20 protein-coding genes, 1 tRNA gene and 1 pseudogene are annotated in these 26,016 nt (G+C 68.2%); 11 read left to right on the forward strand and 11 right to left on the reverse strand.

What is annotated here, in order from left to right:
• Positions 1 to 19: 19 nt before the first annotated feature.
• The 5 genes from AC3B6C_RS15385 to AC3B6C_RS15405 all read right to left on the reverse strand — a co-directional run bounded on the left by AC3B6C_RS15385 (position 20) and on the right by AC3B6C_RS15405 (position 6,725).
• Entirely contained in the window at positions 20 to 1,507 is a 1,488-nt protein-coding gene (locus AC3B6C_RS15385; RefSeq protein WP_488373366.1) for a rhamnulokinase, read from the reverse strand.
• A complete protein-coding gene (locus tag AC3B6C_RS15390) occupies positions 1,504 to 3,540 on the reverse strand; it encodes a bifunctional aldolase/short-chain dehydrogenase (RefSeq protein WP_488373368.1) in 2,037 nt (678 codons plus the stop codon). The genes AC3B6C_RS15385 and AC3B6C_RS15390 overlap by 4 nt, the downstream gene beginning before the upstream one ends.
• A 49-nt stretch (positions 3,541 to 3,589) precedes the next feature.
• Entirely contained in the window at positions 3,590 to 4,750 is a 1,161-nt protein-coding gene (gene rhaI / locus AC3B6C_RS15395; RefSeq protein ID WP_488373369.1) for an L-rhamnose isomerase, read from the reverse strand.
• A gap of 125 nt (positions 4,751 to 4,875) precedes the next feature.
• A complete protein-coding gene (locus AC3B6C_RS15400) occupies positions 4,876 to 6,249 on the reverse strand; it encodes an MFS transporter (RefSeq protein WP_488373370.1) in 1,374 nt (457 codons plus the stop codon).
• A gap of 128 nt (positions 6,250 to 6,377) precedes the next feature.
• Complete coding sequence (locus tag AC3B6C_RS15405; protein WP_010841780.1) at positions 6,378 to 6,725, reverse strand: L-rhamnose mutarotase; 348 nt, start codon at positions 6,723 to 6,725, stop codon at positions 6,378 to 6,380.
• A 245-nt stretch (positions 6,726 to 6,970) separates the two neighbouring features.
• Between AC3B6C_RS15405 and AC3B6C_RS15410 the strand changes: the two genes are divergently transcribed.
• Entirely contained in the window at positions 6,971 to 7,828 is an 858-nt protein-coding gene (locus AC3B6C_RS15410) for an SDR family NAD(P)-dependent oxidoreductase (protein WP_488373371.1), read from the forward strand.
• On the opposite strand, the gene AC3B6C_RS15415 is transcribed toward AC3B6C_RS15410, so the two are convergent.
• Positions 7,825 to 8,043 (reverse strand): hypothetical protein, encoded by a 219-nt coding sequence (locus AC3B6C_RS15415; protein WP_010841782.1) that lies wholly within the window; start codon positions 8,041 to 8,043, stop codon positions 7,825 to 7,827. The two genes, AC3B6C_RS15410 and AC3B6C_RS15415, sit on opposite strands and share 4 nt — an antisense overlap.
• 101 nt (positions 8,044 to 8,144) lie before the next feature.
• Entirely contained in the window at positions 8,145 to 9,584 is a 1,440-nt protein-coding gene (locus AC3B6C_RS15420) for an MFS transporter (protein WP_488373372.1), read from the reverse strand.
• A gap of 114 nt (positions 9,585 to 9,698) precedes the next feature.
• Here AC3B6C_RS15420 and AC3B6C_RS15425 point away from each other — a divergent pair, with 114 nt between their 5' ends.
• The 4 genes from AC3B6C_RS15425 to AC3B6C_RS15440 all read left to right on the forward strand — a co-directional run bounded on the left by AC3B6C_RS15425 (position 9,699) and on the right by AC3B6C_RS15440 (position 15,467).
• Positions 9,699 to 10,268, forward strand: coding sequence for a TetR/AcrR family transcriptional regulator (locus AC3B6C_RS15425; RefSeq protein ID WP_488373373.1), 570 nt, complete (start codon positions 9,699 to 9,701; stop codon positions 10,266 to 10,268).
• A 10-nt stretch (positions 10,269 to 10,278) separates the two neighbouring features.
• Positions 10,279 to 11,187, forward strand: a complete 909-nt coding sequence (locus tag AC3B6C_RS15430) for an SDR family oxidoreductase (RefSeq protein WP_488373374.1) — start codon at positions 10,279 to 10,281, stop codon at positions 11,185 to 11,187.
• 87 nt (positions 11,188 to 11,274) lie between these two features.
• Entirely contained in the window at positions 11,275 to 12,786 is a 1,512-nt protein-coding gene (locus AC3B6C_RS15435) for an alpha-amylase family glycosyl hydrolase (RefSeq protein WP_488373375.1), read from the forward strand.
• Complete coding sequence (locus tag AC3B6C_RS15440) at positions 12,786 to 15,467, forward strand: MGH1-like glycoside hydrolase domain-containing protein (protein ID WP_488373376.1); 2,682 nt, start codon at positions 12,786 to 12,788, stop codon at positions 15,465 to 15,467. Before AC3B6C_RS15435 ends, AC3B6C_RS15440 begins: the two co-directional genes overlap by 1 nt.
• A gap of 109 nt (positions 15,468 to 15,576) precedes the next feature.
• Here AC3B6C_RS15440 and AC3B6C_RS15445 read toward each other — a convergent pair.
• Both AC3B6C_RS15445 and AC3B6C_RS15450 read right to left on the reverse strand, forming a co-directional pair.
• Positions 15,577 to 15,672, reverse strand: a pseudogene (locus tag AC3B6C_RS15445) (HNH endonuclease); the annotation flags it as partial.
• 400 nt (positions 15,673 to 16,072) lie between these two features.
• Positions 16,073 to 16,146 (reverse strand) — tRNA-Leu (locus tag AC3B6C_RS15450).
• A gap of 136 nt (positions 16,147 to 16,282) precedes the next feature.
• On the opposite strand from AC3B6C_RS15450, the gene AC3B6C_RS15455 reads away from it, so the two are divergent.
• From AC3B6C_RS15455 to AC3B6C_RS15475, 5 genes are all read left to right on the forward strand, one after another.
• Positions 16,283 to 17,521 carry an oxygenase MpaB family protein gene (locus tag AC3B6C_RS15455; RefSeq protein ID WP_488373377.1) on the forward strand — a complete coding sequence of 413 codons (1,239 nt, stop codon included), beginning with the start codon at positions 16,283 to 16,285 and terminating at the stop codon, positions 17,519 to 17,521.
• Between the two features lie 54 nt (positions 17,522 to 17,575).
• Positions 17,576 to 19,849 (forward strand): MMPL family transporter, encoded by a 2,274-nt coding sequence (locus tag AC3B6C_RS15460; RefSeq protein WP_488373378.1) that lies wholly within the window; start codon positions 17,576 to 17,578, stop codon positions 19,847 to 19,849.
• 55 nt (positions 19,850 to 19,904) lie between these two features.
• Complete coding sequence (locus AC3B6C_RS15465; protein WP_488373379.1) at positions 19,905 to 20,591, forward strand: TetR/AcrR family transcriptional regulator; 687 nt, start codon at positions 19,905 to 19,907, stop codon at positions 20,589 to 20,591.
• A 144-nt stretch (positions 20,592 to 20,735) separates the two neighbouring features.
• Positions 20,736 to 21,602: a Bax inhibitor-1/YccA family protein gene (locus tag AC3B6C_RS15470; RefSeq protein WP_035717090.1), complete on the forward strand. Its 867-nt coding sequence runs from the start codon at positions 20,736 to 20,738 to the stop codon at positions 21,600 to 21,602.
• A 134-nt stretch (positions 21,603 to 21,736) separates the two neighbouring features.
• Positions 21,737 to 22,297 (forward strand): DUF6790 family protein, encoded by a 561-nt coding sequence (locus tag AC3B6C_RS15475; protein WP_488373380.1) that lies wholly within the window; start codon positions 21,737 to 21,739, stop codon positions 22,295 to 22,297.
• Between the two features lie 15 nt (positions 22,298 to 22,312).
• Here AC3B6C_RS15475 and AC3B6C_RS15480 read toward each other — a convergent pair whose 3' ends face one another.
• Positions 22,313 to 23,536 carry an acetyl-CoA C-acetyltransferase gene (locus tag AC3B6C_RS15480; RefSeq protein ID WP_010841792.1) on the reverse strand — a complete coding sequence of 408 codons (1,224 nt, stop codon included), beginning with the start codon at positions 23,534 to 23,536 and terminating at the stop codon, positions 22,313 to 22,315.
• A 65-nt stretch (positions 23,537 to 23,601) separates the two neighbouring features.
• Positions 23,602 to 24,537, reverse strand: coding sequence for an SGNH/GDSL hydrolase family protein (locus AC3B6C_RS15485; protein WP_488373381.1), 936 nt, complete (start codon positions 24,535 to 24,537; stop codon positions 23,602 to 23,604).
• Between the two features lie 77 nt (positions 24,538 to 24,614).
• Between AC3B6C_RS15485 and AC3B6C_RS15490 the strand changes: the two genes are divergently transcribed.
• Positions 24,615 to 26,009 (forward strand): cystathionine beta-synthase, encoded by a 1,395-nt coding sequence (locus AC3B6C_RS15490; RefSeq protein WP_010841794.1) that lies wholly within the window; start codon positions 24,615 to 24,617, stop codon positions 26,007 to 26,009.
• Positions 26,010 to 26,016: the final 7 nt, after the last annotated feature.

Here is a 26,016-nt window from a genome sequence, read left to right on the forward strand (position 1 = left end):
GGGGATGTGCGTTGCATCGTCATGCCTTTCCTGTCCCGACCGCGGTGCGGGATCGTGTGCCGCGGGAGTATCGGGGTGCATAGTGTTGCGGCGGGAACCTGTCGGCGACGATAGACCTCATCGCCTCCAGGTCGCCATCGATCAGTCCGTGTGCGCGTGCGGTGATCAGCACGTTGCCGAGCGCGGTCGCCTCCACCGGCCCGGCCAGCACCGGCAGGCCGAGACGGTCGGCGGTGAGCTGGCACAACAGCCGGTTCTGCGAGCCGCCGCCGACGAGGTGCACGGTCTCCACCCTCGTCCCGGACAGTCGGGCCGCCCGGGTGACGCCGTCGGCGAACGCCGACGCCAGGCTGTCGACGATGGCGCGAACCATCTCCGGGCGCGTCATCGGGGGGCGCATGCCGCGCTCGTCGTACCAGGCGCGGATGCGTCCGGGCATGTCCCCGGGCGGCAGGAACCGCGCATCGTCGGTGTCGAAGATCTCGACGGTGGGCGGGGCCTCGGCCGCCTGGGCCAGCAGTTCGCCGAGGTCGGCGCGGTAACCCTCGCGCTGGTACTGACGCACGGTCTCGCTGAGCAGCCAGAGGCCCATCACGTTGTGCAGGTAGCGAATCCGGCCGTCGGCACCCACCTCGTTGGTGAAGTTGGCCTTCCACCCGTCGCGGGAGACCACCGGCTCGTCGAGTTCGACGCCGACCAGACCCCAGGTGCCGCAGGAGATGTATGCCGAGCTCGTCGGGTCCATGGGGATGGCGGCGACGGCCGAGGCGGTGTCGTGGGAGGCGACGGCGGTGACGCGGGTCGACGCCGACAATCCGAGTCGTTCCGCGACGTCGACGAGCAGCGGGCCCTGGTCGGTGCCGGTCTCGACGATGTCGGGGAACAACCCGACCGGCAGCCCGAGCCGCTGCATCATGGGGGTGTCCCAGCGTCCGTTGATGCCGAGCAGTCCGGTGGTGGACGCGTTGGTCCGCTCGGTGCCGCGCCGACCCGTCAGCCAGTAGGTGACGAGGTCCGGGATGAGCAGCGCGGTGTCGGCCTGGTCGAGCAGTCCGTCTGTCTTCTCGGCGGCCAGCTGGTACAGGGTGGTGAACGGCAGGTGCTGTAAGCCGTTGCGCACGTACAGGTCCGCCGGGCCGAGCTCCGCGTGCACGGCGTCGACCCCGGCTGCACTGCGCACGTCCCGGTAGTGGTGGGGCAACCCGAGCATCCGGCCCTCGCGGAGCAGGGCGTAGTCCACCGCCCAGGAATCCACCCCGATCCCGACCAGGTCGTCGGACTGCCTGCCCGCCTCGGCCAGGCCGGCGGACGCGGCCCGGAACAGTCCCGGGAGGTCCCAGTGGAGTGCCGACCGGCGACCGTTCCAGATGTGAACGGGATCGTTGGCGAACCGCGCGACCTGCTCGAGCTCGAGACGTCCGCGGGAGACGTCGGCGAGCATGACCCGGCCGCTGGTCGCACCCAGGTCGATCGCGGCGACCTGGGCCGACCGGGTGGAGCGACTCATCGGAGGAAGGCGGCGGCGACGCCCGCGTCCACCGGCACGTGCAGACCCGTGGTGTGGGAGAAGTCGGACGTGCAGAGTGCGAAGGCGGCGTTGGCGATGTTCTCCGGCAGCACCTCGCGCTTGAGCAGGGTGCGCTGCGCGTAGAACTTGCCCAGATCCTTCTCCTCGACGCCGTAGACGGCGGCGCGCTGCGCACCCCATCCGCCGGCGAAGATCCCCGAACCGCGCACCACGCCATCGGGATTGATGCCGTTGACCTTGACGCCGTGCTCGCCGAGTTCGGCGGCCAGCAGGCGGACTTGATGTGCCTGGTCGGCTTTCGTTGCCGAGTAGGCGATGTTGTTGGGTCCGGCGAAGACCGAGTTCTTCGACGAGATGTAGAGGATGTCGCCGCCCAGTTTCTGGTCGATGAGGGCGCGGGCGGCCGCCTTGCTCACCAGGAACGAGCCGCGGGCCATCACGTTGTGCTGCAGGTCCCAGTCGGCGGCGGTGGTGTCCAGCAACGACTTCGACAGCGACAGACCGGCGTTGTTCACCACGAGGTCGATGCCGCCGAAGGCGAGCACGGTCGCGTCGATCGCCGCCTGCACCGCCGCCTCGTCGGTGACGTCGGCGGCCACACCGATCGCGACATCGCTCGAACCGATCTCCTCGGCGGCGGCGCTTGCCTTCTGGGCGTCGAGGTCGGCGATCACCACGCACGCACCTTCGGCGGCCAGACGCGCGGCAATGGCCTTGCCGATTCCCGAGGCCGCACCGGTCACCAGGGCGATGCGGGTCGCCAGCGGCTTCGGCTTGGGCATCCGCGCGAGCTTGGCCTCTTCGAGCAGCCAGTACTCGATCCGGAACTTCTCCGACTCGTCGATCGGTGCGTAGGTCGAGATGGCCTCGGCGCCGCGCATCACGTTGATGGCGTTCAGGTAGAACTCGCCGGCGACGCGTGCGGTCTGCTTGTCCTTGCCGAAGCTGAACATGCCGACGCCGGGGACGAGCACGATGGCCGGGTCGGCGCCGCGCATCGCGGGGCTGTCCGCGGTGGCGTGGCGCTCGTAGTACGCCCGGTAGTCCTCGCGGTAGGCCTCGTGCAGAGCGGTCAGTCGTTCCTTGCACTCGTCGACCGTCGCCGACGCCGGGAGGTCGAGGACGAGGGGCTTGACCTTGGTGCGCAGGAAGTGGTCCGGGCAACTCGTGCCGAGTGCGGCCAGGCGCGGATGCTGCTCCGCCGCCAGGAATTCGAGGACCGGTTCGGCGTCGGTGAAGTGGCCGACCTGAGGCCTGTCCACCGAGGCGAGCCCACGGATGAACGGCGCGAGGGCCGCCGCCTTGGCGCGGCGTTCGTCGGCGGGAAGAGCGTCGTACCCGTCGAGCGGGGCGCCGAAGGGCTGCGGTCGGCCGTTGGCGGCGATGTACTCCTCGGCGGTGTGGATGATCTCCAGCGAGTGGGCCTGTGCCTCATCGGAGGTGTCTCCCCACGCGGTGATTCCGTGGCCGCCGAGGATGCAGCCGATCGCCTGCGGGTTGTCCCGCTTGATCGCCGAGATGTCCAGGCCGAGCTGGAAACCCGGACGCCGCCACGGCACCCACACGACGCGGTCGCCGAAGATCTTGTTCGTCAGCGCCTCTCCGTCGGCAGCGGTGGCGATGGCGATGCCGGAGTCGGGGTGCAGGTGATCGACGTGTGCGGCGTCGACCAGTCCGTGCATCGCGGTGTCGATGGACGGGGCGGCCCCGCCCTTGCCGTGCAGGCAGTAGTCGAAGGCGGCGACCATCTCGTCCTCGCGGTCGAGGCCGGGATAGACGTCGACGAGGGCGCGCATGCGATCGAGGCGCAGGACCGCGAGCCCCTGCTCGGTCAGCGTGCCGAGGTCGCCGCCGGAGCCCTTGACCCACAACAGCTCGACGTCCTCGCCGGTGACGGGATCGGTGTCGGTGCCCTTGGCGGAGGTGTTGCCGCCGGCGTAGTTGGTGTTCTTCGGATCGGAGCCGAGTCGGTTGGACCGCGCGATGAGTGCGGCGACTGCGGGATTGGTCATTGCGGGTGATCTCCTCGGGAGTTCAGGGGTGACTGGGGCGGTGGAGGGCTCAGGCGCCCCAGGACGACTGGGTACCGCCGACACGCTCGGCGACGATGCGGTCGTGGTGGCCGGAAGCGGCATAGGCGGCCATCGGGTCCGCGGGCAGACCACGGCGGACGCGGCGGTCGGCGAGCATCGGACGGACGTCGGTGTAGAAGGCGTCCATCACGATGGCGTTCGCGCCCAACACATCTCCGGCGGCCTGCGCCTCGGTCAGGGCGTCGGTGTCGACGAGGAGTGCACGAGCGGTCATCTCCTCGACGTTGAGCACCGAGCGGATCTGACCGGGGATCTTCTCCTCGACGTTGTGGCACTGGTCGAGCATCAGCGCGACCGGTGAGCCGGTGTCGAGACCGCCGCCGCGGATCACCTCGAACAGGATGCGGAACAGCTGGAACGGATCCGCCGCGCCGACGATGAGGTCGTCGTCGGCGTAGAAGCGGGAATTGAAGTCGAACGATCCCAGCTTCCCGAGGCGCAGCAACTGCGCGACGATGAACTCGATGTTGGTGCCCGGCGCGTGGTGGCCGGTGTCGAGGCAGACCATCGCGCGCTCGCCCAGGGCGCTCACGTGCGCGTACGAGGTGCCCCAGTCGGGGACGTCGGTGACATAGGTCGCGGGCTCGAAGAACTTGTACTCCAACACGAGTCGCTGGTCGTCACCGATGTGCTGATAGATGGCTGCGAGCGATTCGGCGAGGCGGTCCTGGCGGCCGCGGATGTCGCCCTGCCCGGGGTAGTTGGTGCCGTCGGCGAGCCAGATCTTGAGATCGCGTGAGCCGGTCGCGTCCATCACCTCGATGCAGGCGAGATGGTGGTCGATGGCCTTCTGCCGCACCGTCTTGTCGGTGTGGGTGAGGCTGCCGAACTTGTAGTCGTCGTCCTGGAAGGTGTTGGAGTTGATCGTCCCGAGGCCGACGCCGAGATCCTTCGCGTACGCGGCGAGCGCGCGGTAGTCGTCGACGGTGTCCCACGGGATGTGCAGGGCGACTGTCGGTGCCAGGCCTGTCAGGTCGTTGACCTTGGCGGCGTCGGCGATCTTCTCATGGATGGAACGGGGGGTGCCCGGGGTGCCGAACACCTTGAACCGGGTGCCGGAGTTGCCGAACGCCCAGGAGGGGAGCTCGATCTCGAGGTTGTCGAGGATCGTCTCGTCAAAGGTGGTCATGAGGGTTCTTTCCGTTGGGGTTCCCCGCCGCCGGCGTCGGGGAACTACCGGCGGCGGGGAGGTCTGGGTGGAACGTCGTGCTGGTGGAACGTTTCAATCACGCGGCGCGCGATCGGGAGGACGTGTCAGGCCGGGGCCTTGTGCTCGGACTCCGCGGTCGGGTTGGTGCCAGGGGCCGGACGGCTGGAGGGTGACGGCGTCTCGATGAGCTCGGGTGACAGCGGAGCTCCGTAGCGCTCGACCTCGATCTCCTGCAACGTCTTGCCCTGGGTGTCCGGTGCCGCGATGGCCCCGATGATCAGTGCGACGGTGAGCAGCGCCACCAGCAGGATGCCGACCGTGGTGAGTCCGGTGGCCGCCAGCATGGTGGGGAAGAAGTAGCTCAACAGACCGGTTGCGGTGCGGACGGCGAAGAACATGACGCCCTGGGCGCTGGCCCGGTACGGGGTGGCGAACATCTCGCTCGCCCACAGGCTGTAGAACGCCTGCGCGCCGATGCCCGAGGAGATGCCCCAGAGGATCGCGAAGGCGAGCATCGTCGTGAGGCCGCCGTCGGTGAAGGCGACCAGCACGATCCAGCCGACGATGCCGAGAGCGGCGCCGAAGATGTACAGCGCACGCTGGGAGACGCGATCGGCGTACCGCATGAACCCGAAGTAGGTCGCGAGCACGGTGCAACCCCACACCAGGACCTGCAGCAGGTTCTGCTGGACGGCGCTCTCCAGTCCCGCGGTCTCGTAGACGCGCGGCATGAAGATGCCGGCCTGCCCGGCGACGGTATTCCAGAAGAGGTAGATCCCACCGAGCAGGAGCAGGGCGGTGATGTTCACCTTCTTGGAGAACAGGCCCTTGATGCCACGCGCGCCGACGGATGCGGTGAGTTCACGCGTCTCGTTGACCGCCTCGTCGGACCAGATCTTCGACTCCGCGAGCCCCTGGCGAATCCACCAGACGACCGCCGCGACGACGAACAGGTGCAGGAAGATGATCCGCGAACCGAGGAGGCCCAGCGGGGCGAGCGCGGCCGCGAGCGCGAAACCGATCAGGGGTCCGACCGACCAGGCGAGCTGCGCGGTACCGACGTGCTTGGCGCGTTCGACCGACGGGGCCTCTTCGGCGATGTAGGTCCAGGAGGCGGGTACGCCGGCGCCGACCGCGAGACCGGTGATGATGAAGGCGGCCAGCAGCATGGTGAAGTTGAACGCGAAGGCCGCGAGCAACACGCCGACCATGTAGACCAGCAGGTCGTAGGTGTAGATCGCCTTGCGGCCGTAGCGGTCACACAGCGGGCCGCCGATCGCGGCACCGACGGCGGCACCGAAGGCGTTGGCGCTCAGAGCGGCCAGCAGGCCGACGGCGAAGTTGCTGATGCCGAACTCGTCCTGCCAGAACGTGAGACTGGTGGCGATCGCGATGATCGAGCCGGCCTCGATGTAATTCGACATGGCGACCGAGATGGTCGCCCGCCAGCCGGTGGTGGAGCGCGCTCCTACTTTCATGGTGATTCCTTGCGTCGGAGATCAGTACAGAGGGTCGGGATCGGAGAGGTCAAACCGGGGTTCGCTGATGTCGGTGCGCCCGTCAGTACGTGTCGTGCCTGTGTCGGATCGGTGTCGTGCGGGAGAGGTCAGTCGAGGTGGAAGTACTCGACGAGTTCGGTGCGGATCGTGTCCGGGTTCGCGCCGTCGGCATCGGGTCCGGCCGGTGGGAGGAAGTACTCGGACATGTGTGCCTGCCAGCGGGTGTTGACGTCGGTCGCCTCCATGGCGGCGCTGGTCGTCGCGAAGTCGTCGGTTTCGAGGTAGCCGACGACCATGCCGTCGTCCTTGCGGAGGAACAGGGAGTAGTTGCGCCAGCCGGTCTCTCGCAGGGCGTCGAGCATCTCCGGCCAGACCTCCGTGTGGGCTTCGAGGTAGTCCTCGACGCGCTCGGGACGGAGATGGAGCACGAAGCAGACGCGCTGGGGGTCGGACATGGCTGCTCCTGACGAGACGACGTGTGGGGAAACGCAGACCGTCGAGTGAGGATCAACCCGGGGAATTAAAACGTTTCAATTTGTGATGGCAGCAACATTAAGAGGGGCCTGTGAGGATGTCAAGACCCGGTCCGGGCAAAGCCGTCCGAGGTCGAGTGGGGATCGGTCATGATCGTCTGAGCCCGCTCTCGCCGACCGTCGTCGCCGGCGCGCCACGGGACCGGACCGCAACGACGGGGGTTGACGTGCTCGGACGCCGGAAGACGCGAGGTCGACCGGACCCCGCGGGCAAGGTCGCGATCGTGACCGGTGGTGGGTCCGGGATCGGGGCCGCGCTCACCCGTGCGCTGGCCGCCGAGGGAGCGCTCGTGACCTGCGCGGACATCGACCTCCCGTCGGCGGAACGGGTGGCGTCGTCGCTGTCTGGCGCGCCGGGCAGGATCCGGGCGGTGCGTCTCGACGTGACGGACGGCGCAGCGGTCCAGCGGGTGGTCGACGACGTCGTCGCGGAGTCGGGGCGGCTGGATCTGATGTTCAACAATGCGGGGATCACGTGGGGCGGCCCGACCGAGATGCTGTCGCCGGACCAGTGGAACGCGATCATCGACGTCAACATCCGGGGTGTCGTGCACGGGGTCGCGGCGGCGTATCCGGTGATGATCGAGCAGCGGTCCGGGCACATCGTCAACACGGCCTCGATGGGTGGCCTCGTCGCCGCCGGACTGATCACCAGCTACGTGATGACCAAGCATGCGGTCGTCGGGTTGTCGCTCGCCTTGCGCACCGAGGCCGCGGGTCACGGAGTGGGCGTGATGGCGGTGTGTCCCTCGGCGGTGGAGACGCCGATCCTCGACAAAGGATCGGTCGGCGGATTCGTCGGTCGCTCTTACTATCTCGCGAGCCAGGGCTCGTCACAGGCCTACGACGCCGATCGGCTGGCGCAGGACACGATCGCCGCCCTCGGGCGCAACCAGCCGCTGCTCGTCGTGCCCCGCCGATCCCGGATCACCTGGCGCATCCACAGATTGGCGCCGGGCCTCACGAATCGGCTTGCCGCGCAGTTCATCGACCGACAGCGCGCGGAGTTGCGTCCGGAGGGTTAGCTCCCGGCGGTACTGCTCAGGATGGCCACGATGACACCCGCCACGGTCAGCACGCCGACGACCCACGCCATCGCGACGGCGACGCGTCGACGTCCGAATCGGGCGGCGTTGATCGCGATGCCCAGACACACGAGGATTGCGATCGAGTACACGGAGATACCGAGGGTGAGAAGAGCGACCGAGGAGTCGGCGAGCAGGACAACCCGAGTGGACATGCCGTCGAGTACATCACCAGAGGGATTCGGAGGTGCACGCGGATCGGGTCGGACGTGACGTCACCGCGACGGACGTCGCGACCGAATGTCGTCGGTTCGGATCACGCGTTCCCGGCGCGGCGCGGTCGATAGGCGACGACGAGCACGAGCAGTGCGACGACGGCGAACGAGGAACCGACCAGAATCGTTGTGCCGGTGGCGGTGCCGGACGGATCGCTGCGTTGTAGCGGGCCGAACACGGTCATCAAGGTGGCCAGTCCCAGTGCGCCGCCGACCTGGAGCAGCGCCTGCATGAGGCCCGAGGCGACGCCGGCGTCGGCCGCGGGCGAGTTGTCGACGATCAGGACGTTGGCGGGAACCACGGACAGACCGATTCCCGCGCCCATGATCATCGACGGCGCCAGGATCGCGGTGGCGAAGGTGGATTCCGGACCGACGAACGACAGCCACAGCAGACCGACGATCGCCAGCGACAGTCCCGCCATCAACACCGGTGCCGCACCGAGGCGGGCGACGAGGCGGGCGGTGATCCCGGTGACCGTCAGTCCGATGTTGAGGACCATGAACGGCAGGAATGCGAACCCGGACGCGACGACGCTGTAGCCCATCACGTCCTGCAGGTGCAGGGTCATGAAGGTGAACATGCCCATCATCGCCCCGGGCAACAGGAGCAGCACCACGAAGGGCGCGGCCTTGCGCGCCGAGTTCACCAGTCGGGGCGGTAGCAGAGGATGACTTGTATGACGCTGCCGGACAGCGAAAGCCGCGAGAGTCGACGCGCCGACGGCAAGGGATCCGATGGTCACCGGGTCGACCCAGGAGACCTCCGAGGCGTGGATGAAGCCGAAGACCACCGCAGCGACGCCGACTGCGGACAGGAGGGTGTCCCAGAGGCCGAGGTGACCTGGCTGCCGGGGTGTCTCGTCGACGGTGAACGGTGCGGCGAAGAGGATCGCTACCCCGATCGGCACGTTGACCAGCATCACCCAGTGCCACGACAGCTGCTCGGTGAGCACGCCACCGAGGAGCAGGCCGATGGATCCGCCCGACGCGGCACCCAGCGAGAACCAGCTGATCGCTCTTGCGCGGTCGGGTCCGGGAGGGAAGTTCGCGACGATCAACCCCAGTGCGGTGGGTGCGGCCAGCGCGGCGCCCACGCCCTGCAGGACGCGGGCTGTGAGAAGCATCCACGCGCTGGTCGCCAGTCCGCCCAGGAGCGACGCCGCGGTGAACAGTGCGATGCCGTAGAGCAGCGCGCGGCGGCGTCCGATCAGGTCGCCCAGACGCCCGCCGAGCAGCAATAGTCCGCCGACCGCCAGCACGTAGGCGTTCATCACCCACGACTGGGACACCTCACTGAAGCCCAGGTCGTCGCGGATGCGGGGAAGTGCGACGGTGACGATCGTGCCGTCGAGGATCACCATCAGCTGGCTCGCGACCACGACGACGAGTCCGATCCAGGTGCGGCGGTCGATGGTTGATTCGCCGGCGTCGGACTTCGACGTCGATGTCGCGGCTGCACGATCGGAGATCTGGGACATCGGGGCCTCCCGGGCGGGTAAGGTCGAAGAGGAGAGACTCTCCACCTGGAGACTATCTCCGCTTATAGAATCGGAGATTCTCTCCGGTTACAGGACTTTTTTCCGGGAGGCGTCATGACCAGCGCATCCGCGCCAGCGAGAACGATGCGAGCAGACGCTCGACGCAACTACGAGAAGATCGTCGCCACGGCGGCGGAAGCCTTCCGTGAGTCGGGGATCGACACCTCGCTCGATGACATCGCCAAACGGGCCGGTGTCGGGGCCGGCACCCTGTACCGCCATTTCCCGTCCCGCGAGGCGCTGGTCGCCGCCGCGATGCGACAGGACACCGCTGCCCTCGTGGAGTCGGCGCAGACCGCAGGCGGAGAGGAACCGGGGGAACGGCTCGTCGACTGGGTTCGAGCTCTCGCCCGCCATGTCGGGGCGTATCAGGGTCTGCCCGAGATCATCATCGCGGCGGCAGGCGATCCGGAGAGTCCGCTCTACACCAGCTGCGCCGATATCCGCGTGGCCGGCGCGGACATCCTCGGCGCCGCCCAGCGGTCCGGCGGGGTCCGCGCCGATCTCACCCTCGACGAACTGTTCACGCTGGCCAACATGATCGCAATGGGCAAGAATTGCGTCGAGTCGCAGCGCCTTCTGGACCTGGTGGTCGAGGGTATCCGCGGGCCGGGAAGCGTGTGAGGGGCCGACCATGTTCCGACGACATGACGAATCCGTGGCAGGCAAGGTCGTCTTCATCACCGGGGCCGGCCGCGGGATAGGCCGCGCCACCGCCGAGGCACTGGTCGCCGGCGGCACCAAGGTGGTGCTCACCGACATCGACCGGGCCGCACTCCACGAGGTGGCCGCGGAGCTCGGTGCGGACAACGCGGTGGCGACGGTCGGTGACGTCACCGTCCTCGAGGACATGGCGGCCGCCGTCGAGGCGGGGACCGCGCGGTTCGGCGGTCTCGACGCGATCGTCGCGAACGCCGGAATCGCCAGTTACGGGTCAATTCTCGCGGTCGACCCGATCGCGTTCCGGCGGGTCGTCGACGTCAATGTCACCGGCGTGTTCCACACGGTGCGCGCTGCGCTGCCGTCGGTGGTCGAACGGCGGGGGTACGTCCTGATCGTCTCGTCGATGGCCGCGTATGTGCCGACGAGTGGCATGGCGTCGTACAGCACGAGCAAGGCAGCCGTCGAACACTTCGCGAACGCGCTGCGCGCCGAGGTCGGCTTCCGCGGCGTCGACGTCGGTTCGGCCCACATGTCCTGGATCGACACCCCGCTCGTGCGCGATGCCGGTGATGACATTTCCGTGTTCGACGATCTGGTCGCCCGTCTTCCCGGGAAGTTGTCCCGCCGCCTGCCCGTCGAGGACTGCGCAGCCGCGTTCGTGCGCGGACTCGAGCGGCGGCAACGTCACGTCGACGTACCGCGGTCCTGGGTCAGCGCGATGCGCTGGCTCAAACCGGCGTTCTCCTCGGCGCTCGCTGACCGGGTCATGAACGACATGGCCGCACGCTTCGTCCCGGTCGTCGACGCCGACGTCGCGGCTCTGCATCGGTCGACCAGCGCACGCAACCTGGCAACGGGGAGCGTGCCGCCCGTCGAGTGAATTCTCGGTGAACGGGTCTCGCGTGCGACTGTCTTCGCGGAACATTGTCCCGAGCGGCCGAGTCCTTCTCGGCGCACGGGAGGCAACGTGGTCGACGGCAGTGCGTCAGGGGATCGGTGGCGGGCGACCGTCCCGTATCCGTTCATCTACGAGATCAACACGTGGCCGTGCCTGCACGAACTGAGCGCGCGGGCCGACCGGCCGGTCGACCTCGGTTCGGTACCCGGCGAGCACTGGGACGCCATCGCCGACCTCGGTTTCGACGCGGTGTGGCTCATGGGTGTCTGGGAGCGGAGTCCCGCGGGCATCGCCATCGCGCTCGCGAACGACGACCTCCGGAACGAGTTCCGCGATGCCCTGCCCGATGTCGAGCCGGCCGATGTCGTCGGGTCGCCGTACTGCATCCGCGACTATCGCGTCGACCCCGCGATCGGTGGTCGCGAGGGGCTGGCGGCAGCGCGATCGGCGCTCGCTGAGCGGGGGATGCGGCTCATCCTGGACTTCGTTCCCAATCACGTCGCACCCGACCATCGGTGGGTGGCAAGTCACCCCGACGTGTTCGTCTCCGGGTCGGAGGCGGATCTGCAGGCAGATCCCGGCGCGTTCGTCGAGGCCGGCGGGCACATCCTGGCGAACGGCCGGGACCCGTACTTCCCGGCTTGGCCGGATGTGGTCCAGCTCAACGCTTTCGCGCCCGCGCTGCGGGGGCTCGTGGTCGACACCCTGCGGGAGATCGCCGGACAATGCGACGGGGTGCGGTGCGACGTGGCGATGCTGGTGATGAACGAGACCTTCGCCCGGACCTGGGGTCTACGTGTCGGCGACCCGCCAGGCGAGGACTACTGGACGACGGTTCTGCCCGCGGTGCACCGGACCCACCCGGACTTCACCCTGATCGCCGAAGCCTACTGGGGCCTCGAGAACGCCCTGATCGACCAGGGTTTCGACTTCTGCTACGACAAGGTTCTCTACGACCGTCTCGTCGACGGCGACGCCGCGGCGGTGCGCGATCACCTGCGCTCCGACCCCGCGCGGCAGGGCTCTCTGTTGCGGTTCGTCGAGAATCACGACGAGCCCCGTGCCGCCGCGGTCTTCGGGCGCGAACCGGAGAAGGCGGCACTCGTCACCTCCCTCACGCAGGCCGGGGCGCGCCTCGTGCACGAGGGGCAGATGGAGGGTCGCACGACGCGGTTGCCGGTCTTCCTGGGCCGGCGCCCCGCCGAACCCGTCGACCCCGACCTGTTCGGGTTTCACTACGCATTGCTGAACACGTTGCGCGACGACACCTTTCGCGCCGGTACTCGTGAACCGTGTGAGATCGCCGGCTGGGACGGCAACACCACCCACGAGCAACTGGTGGCGTGGTGCTGGGACGGTCCGCGGCGCTGGCTGCTCGTCGTGAACCTCGGCGCAGGGTGCGCGTCGGGCCACGTCCGTGTGCGCTGGCCCGACGTCGCCGGTCGGATGTTCCGGCTCGTCGACCCCGTCAACGGCATCCACTACGACCGGTCCGGAGACGACCTCGGTGGTGGGTTGTACGTCGAACTCAGTCCGTGGCAGTGGCATCTGTTCCGCGTCGAACCCCTTGAGGAGATCTGATGAGCAGCACCGATCAGCACCGGACGGCCGAACATCAGCGCCTCGACGACAATCCGGACAGTGCTGCGCCGGAACATAATCCCTGGTACGAGTGGGGACCGTACCTCGCCGAGCGGGCCTGGGGCACGGTCCGCGAGGACTACAGCGCCGACGGGAACGCCTGGGACTACTTCCCGCACGACCACGCTCGTTCGCGCGCCTATCGCTGGAACGAGGACGGGATGGCCGGGGTGTCCGACCTCGGGCACGACCTCTGTCTGTCACTCGCCCTGTGGAACGGCAACGACCCCATCCTCAAGGAACGCATGTTCGGTCTGTCCGGCCCGGAGGGCAACCACGGTGAGGACGCGAAGGACTACTGGTGGTACGTCGACGGTGTGCCGAGTTCGGCTCTGCTGCAGTGGCGTTATCACTATCCGCAGCGTGCCTTCCCGTACGCGCTGCTGACCGAGGAGAACGCACGCCGCGGACGTGAGGACTTCGAGTACGAACTGCTCGACACGGGCGTGTTCGACGACGATCGGTACTGGGTCGTCGATGTGACGTATGCGAAAGCCGCGCCGACCGACCTCTACGCCCGTATCGCGGTGACCAACCGCGGACCCGAGGAGGCGACGATCGACGTGCTGCCGACGTTGTGGTTCCGCAACACCTGGAGTTGGTCCGAGGACGCCGTCGTGCCGGAGATACGACTGGCCGGCGGCACGATCTCCGCCGTCCACCCACGACTCGGGGAGTACCGCCTCGACGCCGCGGCGTGCGACGGGGTGGCACCGGAGGCACTGTTCTGCGAGAACGAGACCAACACGGCGCGGCTCTTCGGCGTCGACCCGATCACCGGGTACCCCAAGGACGGGATCAACGACCACGTCGTCGCGGGCGCCACCACGGTCGACCCCGGACAACGAGGGACCAAGTCGGCGTGGCGTTATCGGTTGACCGTGCCGGCCGGTGGCTCGGCCGAGATCCGGGTACGGCTGCACCAGGTGCAGGCGTCGGACCGGGATCGCGACACTACCGACAGCTCGCAGGCGGCGTTCGACGACCTCTTCGCCCGTCGGCACGCGGAGGCCGACGAGTTCTACCGCGCCCTCGCGCCCGCGGACATCGATGCCGAACGCATGCGGGTCCTCCGCCAGGCGAGTGCCGGTCTGATCTGGAGCAAGCAGATCTACCCGTACCACGTGAACCGTTGGCTCGACGGCGATCCCGGGCAGCCGGCTCCGCCCGCGGCGCGTCGGTCCGGACGCAACGGCGCCTGGGGTCACCTCGACTCTTTCGACGTGCTCGCGATGCCCGACACCTGGGAGTATCCGTGGTTCGCCGCCTGGGACCTCGCCTTCCACTCGATCCCGTGGGCGCACCTGGACCCCGGATTCGCCAAATATCAACTGAGAGTGTTGTTGCGCGAGTGGTTCCTGCACCCGAACGGCGCGATGCCGGCGTACGAGTGGAGCTTCGACGACGTCAACCCACCCGTGCACGCACTGGCCGCCCTCCGGGTGTTCGTCATCGACGGCGCGCGGGACGTTGCCTTCCTCGAGGCCGTGTTCCAGAAGCTCCTCGTCAACTTCACGTGGTGGCTCAACCGTCAGGATGCGGAGGGCAACAACATCTTCGGTGGCGGGTTCCTCGGGCTCGACAACATCAGCCCCGTCGACCGCTCGCACCTGCCGCCCGGGTTCCGGCTCGAGCAGGCCGACGGCACCGGCTGGATGGCCTTCTATTCCGCGGCGATGCTGGGCATGGCGGTCGTGCTCGCCGACCACGATCCCGTGTACGAGGACATGGTCGCGAAGTTCGCGGAGCACTTCGCCCGGATCGTCGCCGCGCTCGACGAATCCGGGCTCTACGACACCGAGGACGGCTTCTTCTACGACCGCCTGACCGGTGACGCCGGCAACACCACGATGATCCGGGTGGAGACGCTCATCGGCGTGATCCCGGCGATGGTCGCGGTGTCCTTCCCCGAACGCAACACCGAACGGGCCGATCGCTTCCGGAAGCGGTTCGGCGATCGGCTGCGGGAGATCCTGTATCGCTCCGGCGCCTCCTGGCGCGTACGCACCGACTCCTCGACAGGCAGGCGGTCCCTGCTGTTGTCGGTGCTCGACGAGCAGCAGCTCCGCCGCGTGCTGGCGATCATGTTCGATGAGAACTCGATGCTGTCACCGCACGGGTTGCGTTCGCTGTCCAAGGCTTTCACGAGTCCGTATGTCGTCGACGGCGTCCCGGGTGCCACAATCGAGTACGCGCCGGCCGAATCGCGGACGGCGATGTACGGCGGCAACTCCAACTGGCGCGGGCCGGTCTGGTTGCCGATCAACTACCTCGCGATCAGGTCGCTGCTGCAGTACGCGCGGTTCTACGGTGACGACTTCACTGTCGAGTATCCGTCCGGGTCGGGCTCGATGCGCACGCTCCGGGAGATCGCCGACGACCTCGCCGACCGGATCATCGCGATCTGGTTGCCGGACGCGGAGGGGCGTCGACCGGTCAACGGCGGCACCGAGAAGTTCCACACCGACCCGGCGTGGCGCGACAACCTGACCTTCAACGAGTACTTCCACGGCGACAACGGGGCAGGTCTCGGCGCCACCCACCAGACCGGCTGGACCGCCCTCGTGGCGGACCTCCTGCTCGACCGGCCGAGCCGCAGTCGGCTTGTGGCCGGTGATTGATCGGCTCGTCACGGAACCCGGAATCGTCGGGCGGGAACGGATCCCGGCGTGCTTGCACTATGGAGTTGTCAAAGAACGGTCGTGGTCCCGAGAAGGACTCGGGTGCCTGTCAGGCGGCGTCGTCGAGTCGCATGGTGCGTCGGTGGTAGGCGGGCAGTGGGCGGCGGTGTGAGTCGATGGTGGCGGGCGGCACGAGCCAGGGGTGAAATCGTTGACTGTGCAGCGTATTCCGTCGACTGTGCGCCGTTCGTTGACAGTGGTGAACTCCAGTCACACCCGTCTCGGATTCCGGTGCACAAGGGTGATCCTTTGAGATGCGTCAGCGTGGCCGATCATCCCCGAGTCGACGAGCTGTACGCGCCGCATGCCCGGCCGTGAAACCGGTGAAGGGCATCGCGCGCCCTGGCGCTGCGTGGTGCCGCTGGGATCGGCCGCAACCGGTGTTCTGACAGGTTCCATGAGCCATCCGCAACTCCGTGCCAGGGCTGCGTGGCGACCAGCGAGCTGACCCGCCGGCACGACGGCCCCGGCACGGCAAGGCCTCTGCCCGCACGACCTGTTGCCGGGTGGTGCGGGATCGACGGGGCCGAAACCGCCCCTGCCGGTGCCCCCAGTCGGACTCGAACCGACACTGTGCCGATTTTAAGTCGGCTGCCTCTGCCAATTGGGCTATGGGGGCGAGGCTTCCGCCGGGGTTCGACGGGTCCACGGTGAGCATAGCCAGCCGCCGCGGCAACGGGGTGCTCGTGGGTCGACGCAGCGGTCTGGGAGTCAGACATCCTTGACCGGCCCCGACGCCGGGGTGATCATGGGGCATGGACGCGGCAGCAGTGACCGGGGCACGTAATTGGGAGGCCGTCCGAGAACGGCATCCCGAGATCGTCGAGCGTCTCGAGGCCGGCCTGATGCAGGGTGATCCGCTCGCCGACGCGGTGATCGTCGAGGCCCGGGAGCGGGGGATCTCGTTCTCCACCCTCGTCGCGCTGCTGGAAGAGCACGCCGCCGATGCGGCGTCCGATCCCGACCATCTCGAGATGCCCGCCTCGATGCAGCGCCTGTTGCAGGCTGCGAGCACCCCACCGCCGTGGTTCGACTCCGCCTGGGCGGAGGCCGGCGCCCGTGCGTGGTGGCGCTTCGGGACCCTGCAGTCGTCGACGCTGTATCAGTCGCTGATCTACGGGTTCAAGGCCCAGGGTTTCGTTCGTCCACTCGTCGCCACCGGCCGGCTGGGGTCGGGGACACGTGATCGGGTCGAGTCGACGGCGCGCTGGGTCGCCGAGGCCACGACCCCCGGGTCGATGCTGCCCGGACGTCCCGGTTGGGTAGCCACACTTCGTATTCGGCTTCTGCACGCGTACATCCGAGACATCCTGCGTCACCCGCCCGGCGGCGAGTCGTCGGCGCGCGACGACGCGGGCTGGGACGAAGCGGAGTGGGGTGCGCCGATCAACCAGACGTATTCGGTGATGACCATCTCGTGCGGCTTCCTCGCCCTGCCGCTCGTCGTCGCACGGGATTTCGGTATCCACTACAGCAGTGCCGAACACGAGGCGATCACCCACCTGTGGCGCTGGATCGGCTGGGTCATCGGCGTCGACGACGACCTGCTGCCGGCGAGTTACGACTCGGCGAGCGAATTGTTCCGGGTGGCAGGCGAATTCGAGCTACGGCCCGACGACTCGTCGAAGATCCTGATCAAGGCGCTCCTGCGCGAGGGCTACGACCTTCCGCGCGTCGTCCACGGTGCCGCCCCGATACCGGTGCCCGGGCTGCTGGTCTCCGCGGTGGATGCGCTCACGAGGCCTCTGCTCATGTCCTCGTTCTCGGCCATCAGCACCAGGTGGGTCGAGCGACCGGTCGCCCGGCGGATGGGTCTGCGCCGTACACCACTGCACCATCTCGTCGACGTCGCGCGCCCCGCCGTCCGGCTGCGTGAGATCGCGCGGACGACCGGACTGCTCGGTTCGGAATCGACGGTGATCGAACGCGAACTGCGCACCGTTCGGCGCGGACTCGGAATGCCCCAACCGGCGGAGACGTCCTTGACCGCCTAAATTACTGCTGATAACTTAACGCCGTAAAGTCGACCGACGCGACGAGGGGTCCGCATGCTGGTCAGATTGACACGGCTGGTCATATCCATGCCCAAACGAGTGCTCGTGGGTGCGCTCATCCTGCTTGTCGTGTGTGGCGCGTACGGCGCCACCGCGGCCCAACACCTGCTGGCCGGCGGCTACAGCGACCCGAACTCGGGGTCGGCACGAGCCCAGGAGGTACTCGACGAGACCTTCAACCGAGGCGGGATCCAGGTCGTCCTCAAGCTCGACGGGCCCGCCGGCGTCGACATCTCACGCGACCCGACGGCCAGGGCCGTCGGCGACGAGATCATCGCCGATCTGAACCGCAATGAGTATGTGCAGGACCAGATCCTGTCGGTGTGGGCCAATCCGGCGCTCGACTCCGCGCTGGTCAGTCGCGACCGGACGTCGACTTTGGTCATCGCCTCGCTCGACGGGGGCGAGGACTCGGCGCCGGCTCACGCCGAGGAGATCGAAGCGGCCTTCGCCGGTGTCCGTGACGGGATCACCGTGCAGGTCGGCGGCCAGGGACTCGTCTTCGCGCAGGTCAACGACCAGACCTCGTCGGACCTGCTCATCGCCGAGGCGATCGCGATCCCGATCACGTTCGTCGTGCTGATCTTCATCTTCGGCGGATTGCTCGCTGCGGCCGTCCCCGTCGGCATCGGCATCGTCTCGATCATCCTCACCTTCGCGCTTCTCCGCGTGATCGGATCGCTCACCGACGTCTCCGTGTTCGCGCTGAACCTCACCACCGCACTGGGTCTCGCGCTCGCGATCGACTACACGCTGCTGCTGTTGACGCGCTACAGGGAAGAGGTCGAGCACGGGCTGAGCCGGCCCGACGCGATCGTCCGGACCCTGGCCACCGCCGGGCGGACCGTCGCGTTCTCCGCGGTGACCGTTGCCCTCTCGTTGAGCGCGCTCGTGCTGTTCCCGCAGTACTTTTTGCGATCGTTCGCATTCGCGGGTCTCGGCGTCGTGGTCGTGGCGGCGGTGTCGGCGCTCGTCCTGACCCCGGCCGTGCTCATGCTCCTCGGCGACCGCATCGACGCGTTCGATGCACGCAAGCCGCTCCGGCGTGTGCTGCGGCTGCCGCCGTCGCGTCCCGTCGAGCCCGAGGAGACCTGGTGGTACCGGCTCGTGCAGTGGGTGCTCCGCCACGCCCTGCCGGTCGCCGCGGTGGTCACGGTCTTCCTGCTGGTGCTCGGCGCTCCGTTCCTGTCGATCAAGATGGGATTCCCCGACGACCGGGTGCTACCCGAATCGGCGAGCTCGCACGCCATCCAGCAGGAGATCCGCGAGAACTACGAGGACGATCTGTCCGCCGCGGTCACCGTCGTCGTGCGGGGACCCGTGGACGATCAGACCCTGGCGGCCTACACCCGCGCCCTCTCGGAGGTCGAGGACGTCAACTCGGCGGGCTCGTCGGCCGGCACGTTCGTCCGAGGGGCGCCGGTCGCCCCCGGCAGTCCGGACGACAGCCGGGGTGACGTGCACGTGCTGAACGTCTCCACCGACCGCGACCCGATGAGCGACGGCGGTATCGGCCAGCTCGGTCAACTGCGCGCGGTGGCGCCCCCGGAGGGAACGGAGACGCTGTTCACCGGACTCGCCGCCACCACCGACGACACCGTCGGGTCGATCTATGCGCACCTGCCGTGGGTACTCGGCCTGATCGCGATCGCGACGTTCGTCCTGCTGTTCCTGTTCACCGGCAGCGTCGTGCTGCCCCTGAAGGCGCTGGTCCTCAACGTCCTGTCGCTGTCGGCGACCTTCGGGGCGATGGTCTGGTTCTTCCAGGAGGGGCATCTCGGTGGTTTGGGGACCACCGCCACGGGCACCCTCAACGCGACGATGCCGGTGCTGCTGTTCTGCGTCGCATTCGGCCTGTCGATGGACTACGAGGTGTTCCTGCTGGGACGGATTCGTGAGGAGTGGTTGCGATCGGACCGGACGCGAGCGGCCAGCGACCATGCCGTGGCGATGGGCCTGGCCCGAACCGGTCGGGTCATCACCGCGGCGGCATTGCTGATGAGCATCGTCTTCGCCGCCATCGCGGCGTCGGAGGTCTCGTTCATGCGGATGTTCGGGGTCGGACTCACGCTGGCGGTCCTGATGGACGCGACGCTCATCCGGATGTTCCTCGTCCCCGCGTTCATGCGGCTGGCGGGGCGGGCCAACTGGTGGGCTCCGGGGCCCCTGAGGCGCCTGCACGATCGGATCGGATTGTCCGAGGAGGCACCCGAGATCGGGCACCCCGTCGAGAAGTCGACGGCCGAGACCTCACCGACAAGGGTCTGACACCGAATACGTCATATCGGCAGCCGAATGGCGGCGGCACAGATTCAGGAGCGCAGTGACGACACGACGACGAGCGAGATCACCACGCGGGTCCGGGGAGATCCTCGCAGAGGAGATCATCGAGGCAGCGGGCGAATTGCTGGTGGAGAACGGCGATGACACCGCGATGTCCATCCGCGCGGTCGCCAACCGTGTCGGGGTCACGCCGCCGTCGATCTACCTGCACTTCGCCGACAAGGAGGCGTTGCTCGACGCCGTGTGCGCCCGTTATTTCGAGCGCCTCGACGACGAGATGGCCACCGCATCGGCGGGCGTCGACGACCCGTTCGATCGCGCGCTGAACCAGGGGATGGCCTATGTGCGTTTCGCCGTCGCCAACCCCGTGCTCTACCGCGTGGCGTTCGGCAAGCCCACCTCCGAGGGGCTTCCGTCGAAGGTCGACGAAGTGCTCGCCGCCAGCGCGTACACCCGGTTCGTCGGCACCGTCACCGCGCTGGCCGACGACGGCATGTTCGACCGCGCGGAGGTCGCCGACATCGTTCTCGAGTTCTGGGCCACCGCCCACGGAATCGCCTCGTTGATGCTCGCCAAGCCGGGCCTGCCCTGGGGTGGGGACTTCGCGCGGGCCGAGTCGATGCTCACCGCGATGTGCCTCGGCCGGGCCGCGCTCGGGACCGGCGCGGGTGTCGGTCGGACCACCGTCGGCGACCGGTTGAGGTCGCTGCGCGAACGCGCGAACTGACGAGGGAGCGGGTGTTCGGCGACAGAAGGGTCAAGAGTCGGTAAAGTCGATGTCGACTCGGTCGTCGTGCGTTCTCGTCAGGGAACTCACAGGAACGACCCGACGTTGAGACGGTATACATCCGTACCGATTAAGGAGCGCTTCGTGCGAGAAAGCAGCAATCCGGTGATGCGCGGCGTGGTCCGCGACAATCAGTCCGGGTACGCGGGTTTCGGGGCCGGCATGGCCGGCGCCGGCGCCGCGGCCAATCAATACGGTCAGGCCACTGACCCCTACACCCAGCCGGCACCGCCGACCACTCGTCAGCTCACCATCGACGACGTCGTCACGAAGACCGCGATCACTCTCGGGGTGCTGACCCTGGCCGCGGTCGCCACCTACTTCGCCATCAGCAGCCGCGCGACCGAGTCCGCTCAGGCAGCTCTCGCCACGCCGCTCATGCTGGTCGGTGCCATCGCCGGTCTCGTCCTCGTCCTGGTGGCGAGCTTCGGGCGCAAGCAGGACAACCCGGCCATCGTGCTGGCCTATGCCGCGTTCGAGGGTCTGTTCGTCGGTGCCATCTCGTTCGTGTTCGCGAACTGGGCAGTCGCCGGTGACACCTCCGCCGGTGCCCTGATCGGGCAGGCGGTCCTCGGCACCTTCGGCGTGTTCTTCGGCATGCTGGTCGTGTACAAGGTCGGCGCCATCCGCGTGACGCCGCGTTTCACGCGCATGCTGTTCGCCGGCATGATCGGCGTCCTGGTGCTGATGCTCGGCAACCTGGTCATCGGTCTGTTCACCGGTGAGGCCGGGGTGCTCCGCGACGGCGGCCCGATCGCGATCATCTTCTCGCTGGTCTGCATCGCCCTCGCCGCGTTCAGCTTCCTGCTGGACTTCGACGCCGCGGATCGCCTGATCCGCGCCGGCGCACCCGACCGCGCCGCATGGGGCGTCGCTCTCGGCCTGACCGTCACCCTGGTCTGGCTCTACGTCGAGATCCTGCGACTGCTGACCTACTTCAACTCCGACTAGTCCGTCACACGACAGTGGCCCCGCACCTCTCGGTGCGGGGCCACTGTCGTCTCGAGGGTCCTGTGTGCGACAAAATGTGCCGCCCAGACGCGTTTGCGGGGGGCGACCCGCCGCCGCGGTTCTACCGTTCGGAGATGGTGTTCTTTCTGATTCAGCTGGCGCTGATGATCGTCGGCGCCGTGGTGCACATACTGGTGGACCGATCGGTGCGGCGGCGCACACTCGGCCGCGCAGCCGAGCTCGTGATGCTCTGGATCCTCGTCCCCGGAGGTGCGTTCGGCATTCTCGCGGGCATCGGGCATGTCGGCCCGAACGCCCCCGAGATCGCCGAAGGCATCGGACCGGACTTCATCCCGTCGATGTTCCAGTGGGAACTCGGGTGGAACGACATCGCCGTGGGCGTGCTCGGTGTGCTCTGCTTCCGGGTGGGCAACCGCGGTGGATGGCTCGATGCCGCCGTCTGGGCGCTGGCCATCAGCTACGGCGGGGACCTCGCCGGGCACATCTCGCAGTACTACATCCACGACAACACGGCGACCAACAACGTCTGGGCGATCCCCGCCGAGATCTACATCGTCGGCGTGGTCGTCATCGCCTGGTTCGTCTACCGACGAACAACCCCCCGCAGCGTCGCGATCCAAGGACCCAACGCGGCGAGGGGCGTCGACGAGACGGACACGGTCTCGATCAGCTGAGGTGCTCCAACCGGTTCAGCTGAGGCGCTCGAGCACCATGGCCATACCCTGGCCGCCGCCCACACACATCGATTCGATGCCGAAGGTCTTGTCGTGGGTACGAAGGTTGTTGAGCAGGGTGGTCGTGATGCGGGCGCCGGTCATGCCGAACGGGTGACCGAGGGCGATCGCCCCACCGGATACGTTCAGCTTGTCGTGGTCGATGCCGAGTTCGGCGGCCGAACCGAGGACCTGGACGGCGAACGCCTCGTTGATCTCGACGAGGTCGATGTCCGACAGCGACATCCCCGAGACGCGCAGCACCTTGCGGATCGCCTCGATCGGACCGAGCCCCATGATCTCCGGCGACAGGCCGGTGGCCGCGGTGGCGACGACGCGTGCGAGCGGGGTCAAGCCCAGTTCCTTCGCCTTGGTGTCGCTCATGATGACCAGTGCCGCGGCGCCGTCGTTCAACGGGCAGGCGTTACCCGCGGTGATGGTGCCGTCGGGGCGGAAGACCGGCTTGAGCTGCGAGATCTTCTCGTAGGTCGTGCCGGCGCGCGGACCGTCGTCGGTGGTGACGAGTGAGCCGTCGGGCAGGGTGACCGGGTCGATCTCGCGCTCGAAGAACCCGGACTTGATCGCTGCCTCGGCACGGTTCTGGCTCAGCACGCCCCACCGGTCCTGGTCCTCGCGGGAGATGCCGGTGGACGACGCCACGTTCTCGGCGGTCTGACCCATTGCGATGTACACGTCGGGGACGACGCCGTCCTTGCGCGGGTCGTGCCAGATGCCGGCGTCGCCGGCGGCTGCCTTCTCGGTCCGGGCCATCGCGTCGTCGAACATCGGGTTCTTCGAGTTCGGTGCGCCGTCGGCGCCACCGGAGATCCCGAAGCTCGACACGCTCTCGACGCCACCGGAGATCAGGACGTCGGCCTCACCGGCCTTGATCGCGTGCAGCGCCATCCGGGTGGTCTGCAACGACGACGAGCAGTAGCGGTTCACCGTCACGCCGGGGATGTGGTCGTGACCGAGCTCGACCGCGATCACCCGGGCGATGTTGTAACCGCCCTGGCCGCCGGGCTGGCCGATGCCCCAGTGGATGTCCTCGATCAGGGCAGGGTCGAGTTCGGGCACCTTGGCGAGCGCGGCTTCGACCATCTGACGCGACAGTTCGTCGGGGCGGACGTCTTTGAGGGATCCCTTGGCCGCGCGGCCGATCGGGGAACGGGCATGGGCGACGATGACAGCTTCAGGCATGCCTCAAAACTACCGCACCAAGCATCTGCTTGGTTTCGCGGCCGGGGTGTCCCGAACGGCGCTGGTCAGAGTCGCGTGAACAGCTTCCTGACACGAGTGATGAGCCGTGTTTCTTCGACGGCCTCGGACACCTTGGGCGGCTCGGGCAACGGCGTGGGGCCCCATTCGCCGATCGAGGCGAGGACCTCGGGCACGAGGATGTCGGCGGCCAGCTCGTACCCCGCGGCCGACGGATGGAAGCGGTCGGGCGACAGCATGTGCTCGGGTCGCGCGAGGAACTCTCCGGTCAGCAGGTCGGCCAGCGGTACCGGGCGGCCACCGGCGGCCCGGACCGCCGAGCGTTGCGCGGCGGCCAGCGCGAGTCCCCAGCGCCGCAGCACCGCCCGGAGAGGCTGGGGGATAGCGGTCACCACCCCGAAGTCCGGGCAGGTGCCAACGACCACCTTCGCGCCCCCGTCCACGAGCGCGTGGACCGCCTCACCGAGCCGGCGCGCCGACGGGAGCGGGCTGTTACGGGCGGTGACGTCGTTGGCGCCGACGAGGATGACGGCGACGTCGGGTCGCTCGTGGTGGACGAACATGGCCTCGATCTGCGCCGCGAGCCCTTTCGACGTCGCGCCGACGATGGCCTTGTTGGCGTAGCGGACCACCTGATCGGTCTCCGCGGCCACCCGGCGGGCGATCTGCACACCCGGGGTCTCCTCGGCGGTCTCGGCACCCAGCCCGGCCGCGGTCGAGTCGCCGAACACGACGAGGTACAGGTCGTAGACGGTGTCGCGGGTGAATCGCTCGCTGGTGCCGTCGGGGCGATACACGCCGTCGCCGTCCGGGGCATTGTCGGTGCGGTGCGGTATCACCACCCGGGCCTCGGCTGCCTGACTGTTCAGCAGGTTGTAGGCGGCCCACCCGGCACCGGCCGCGCCCGCGGTCGCTGCCGCCGTGGCGCCGACATCGCGCACGATCCTCCCGGAGGCGATTCCCTTGCGACTCGAACCGGACACGGGTGCCAGTTTAGGGGTTGCGGCTTCGGGCAGCGGCCGGGTGTCGCTGTTCGCGGCCGCTCTGGGACGATGGACGCATGCGCATCGCCAATCACGTCGTCGACCTGGTGGGCAACACCCCGCTGGTCAAGCTGAACTCGGTGACCTCACCCGGATCGGGCCTGGTCGCCGCCAAGGTCGAGTACCTCAATCCCGGTGGTAGCAGCAAGGACCGGATCGCCGTGCGGATGATCGACGCCGCGGAGGCCTCGGGCGAGCTGAAGCCGGGCGGAACCATCGTGGAACCGACGTCGGGCAACACCGGCGTCGGGCTGGCGCTCGTCGCGCAGCAGCGCGGCTACAAGTGCGTCTTCGTCTGCCCCGACAAGGTCGGCGAGGACAAGCGCAACGTCCTGCGCGCCTACGGCGCCGAGGTCGTGGTCTGCCCGACCGCGGTCGAGCCGTCCCACCCGGACAGTTACTACAGCGTCTCCGATCGGCTGGTCACCGAGATCGACGGTGCGTGGAAGCCCAACCAGTACGCCAACCCGGCCGGGCCGCAGAGTCACTACGAGACCACCGGACCCGAGATCTGGGCCGACACCGACGGCAAGGTCACCCACTTCGTGGCGGGCGTCGGCACCGGCGGCACCATCACCGGCACCGGCCGCTACCTCAAGGAGATCTCCGACGGGGCCGTGAAGATCGTCGGCGTCGATCCCGAGGGTTCGGTGTACTCCGGCGGAACCGGGCGGCCGTACCTCGTCGAGGGCGTCGGCGAGGATTTCTGGCCCGATGCCTACGACCCGGCGATCCCCGACGAGATCATCGCGGTCTCCGACGCCGACTCCTTCGACATGACCCGGCGACTGGCCCGCGAAGAGGGACTGCTGGTCGGCGGTTCGTGCGGGATGGCGGTCGTGGCCGCCCTCCAGGTCGCCGAGCGCGAGGGTCCCGACGCGGTGGTCGTCGTCCTGCTGCCCGACGGCGGCCGCGGCTATATGGCGAAGATCTTCAACGACCAGTGGATGAGCAGCTACGGCTTCCTGCGGAGCCCGCTCGACGCCAACACCAAGGAATCGCTCGTGGGGGATGTGTTGCGCGGCAAGACCGGCGCCCTGCCCGACCTCGTCCACACCCACCCGCAGGAGACCCTGCGCGACGCGATCGAGATCCTCCGCGAGTACGGCGTCTCCCAGATGCCGGTCGTCGGCGCCGAGCCGCCCGTGATGGCCGGTGAGGTCGCGGGCGCGGTCACCGAGCGCGACCTGCTCAGCGCGGTCTTCGAAGGTCGCGCCAGTCTCGCCGACCCCGTCTCGGCGCACATGGGGGAGCCGTTCCCGCTCATCGGTTCCGGCGAACCGGTGTCGGCTGCGACCAAGGCGCTGGGCGACTGCGACGCGCTCATGGTCGTCGAAGACGGCAAACCCATCGGCGTGATCACGCGCCACGACCTGCTCGCCTTCGTGTCGAGCCACCCGATCGTCGGATAGGAGCATC

This window comes from Gordonia sp. 11cp (assembly GCF_057767225.1).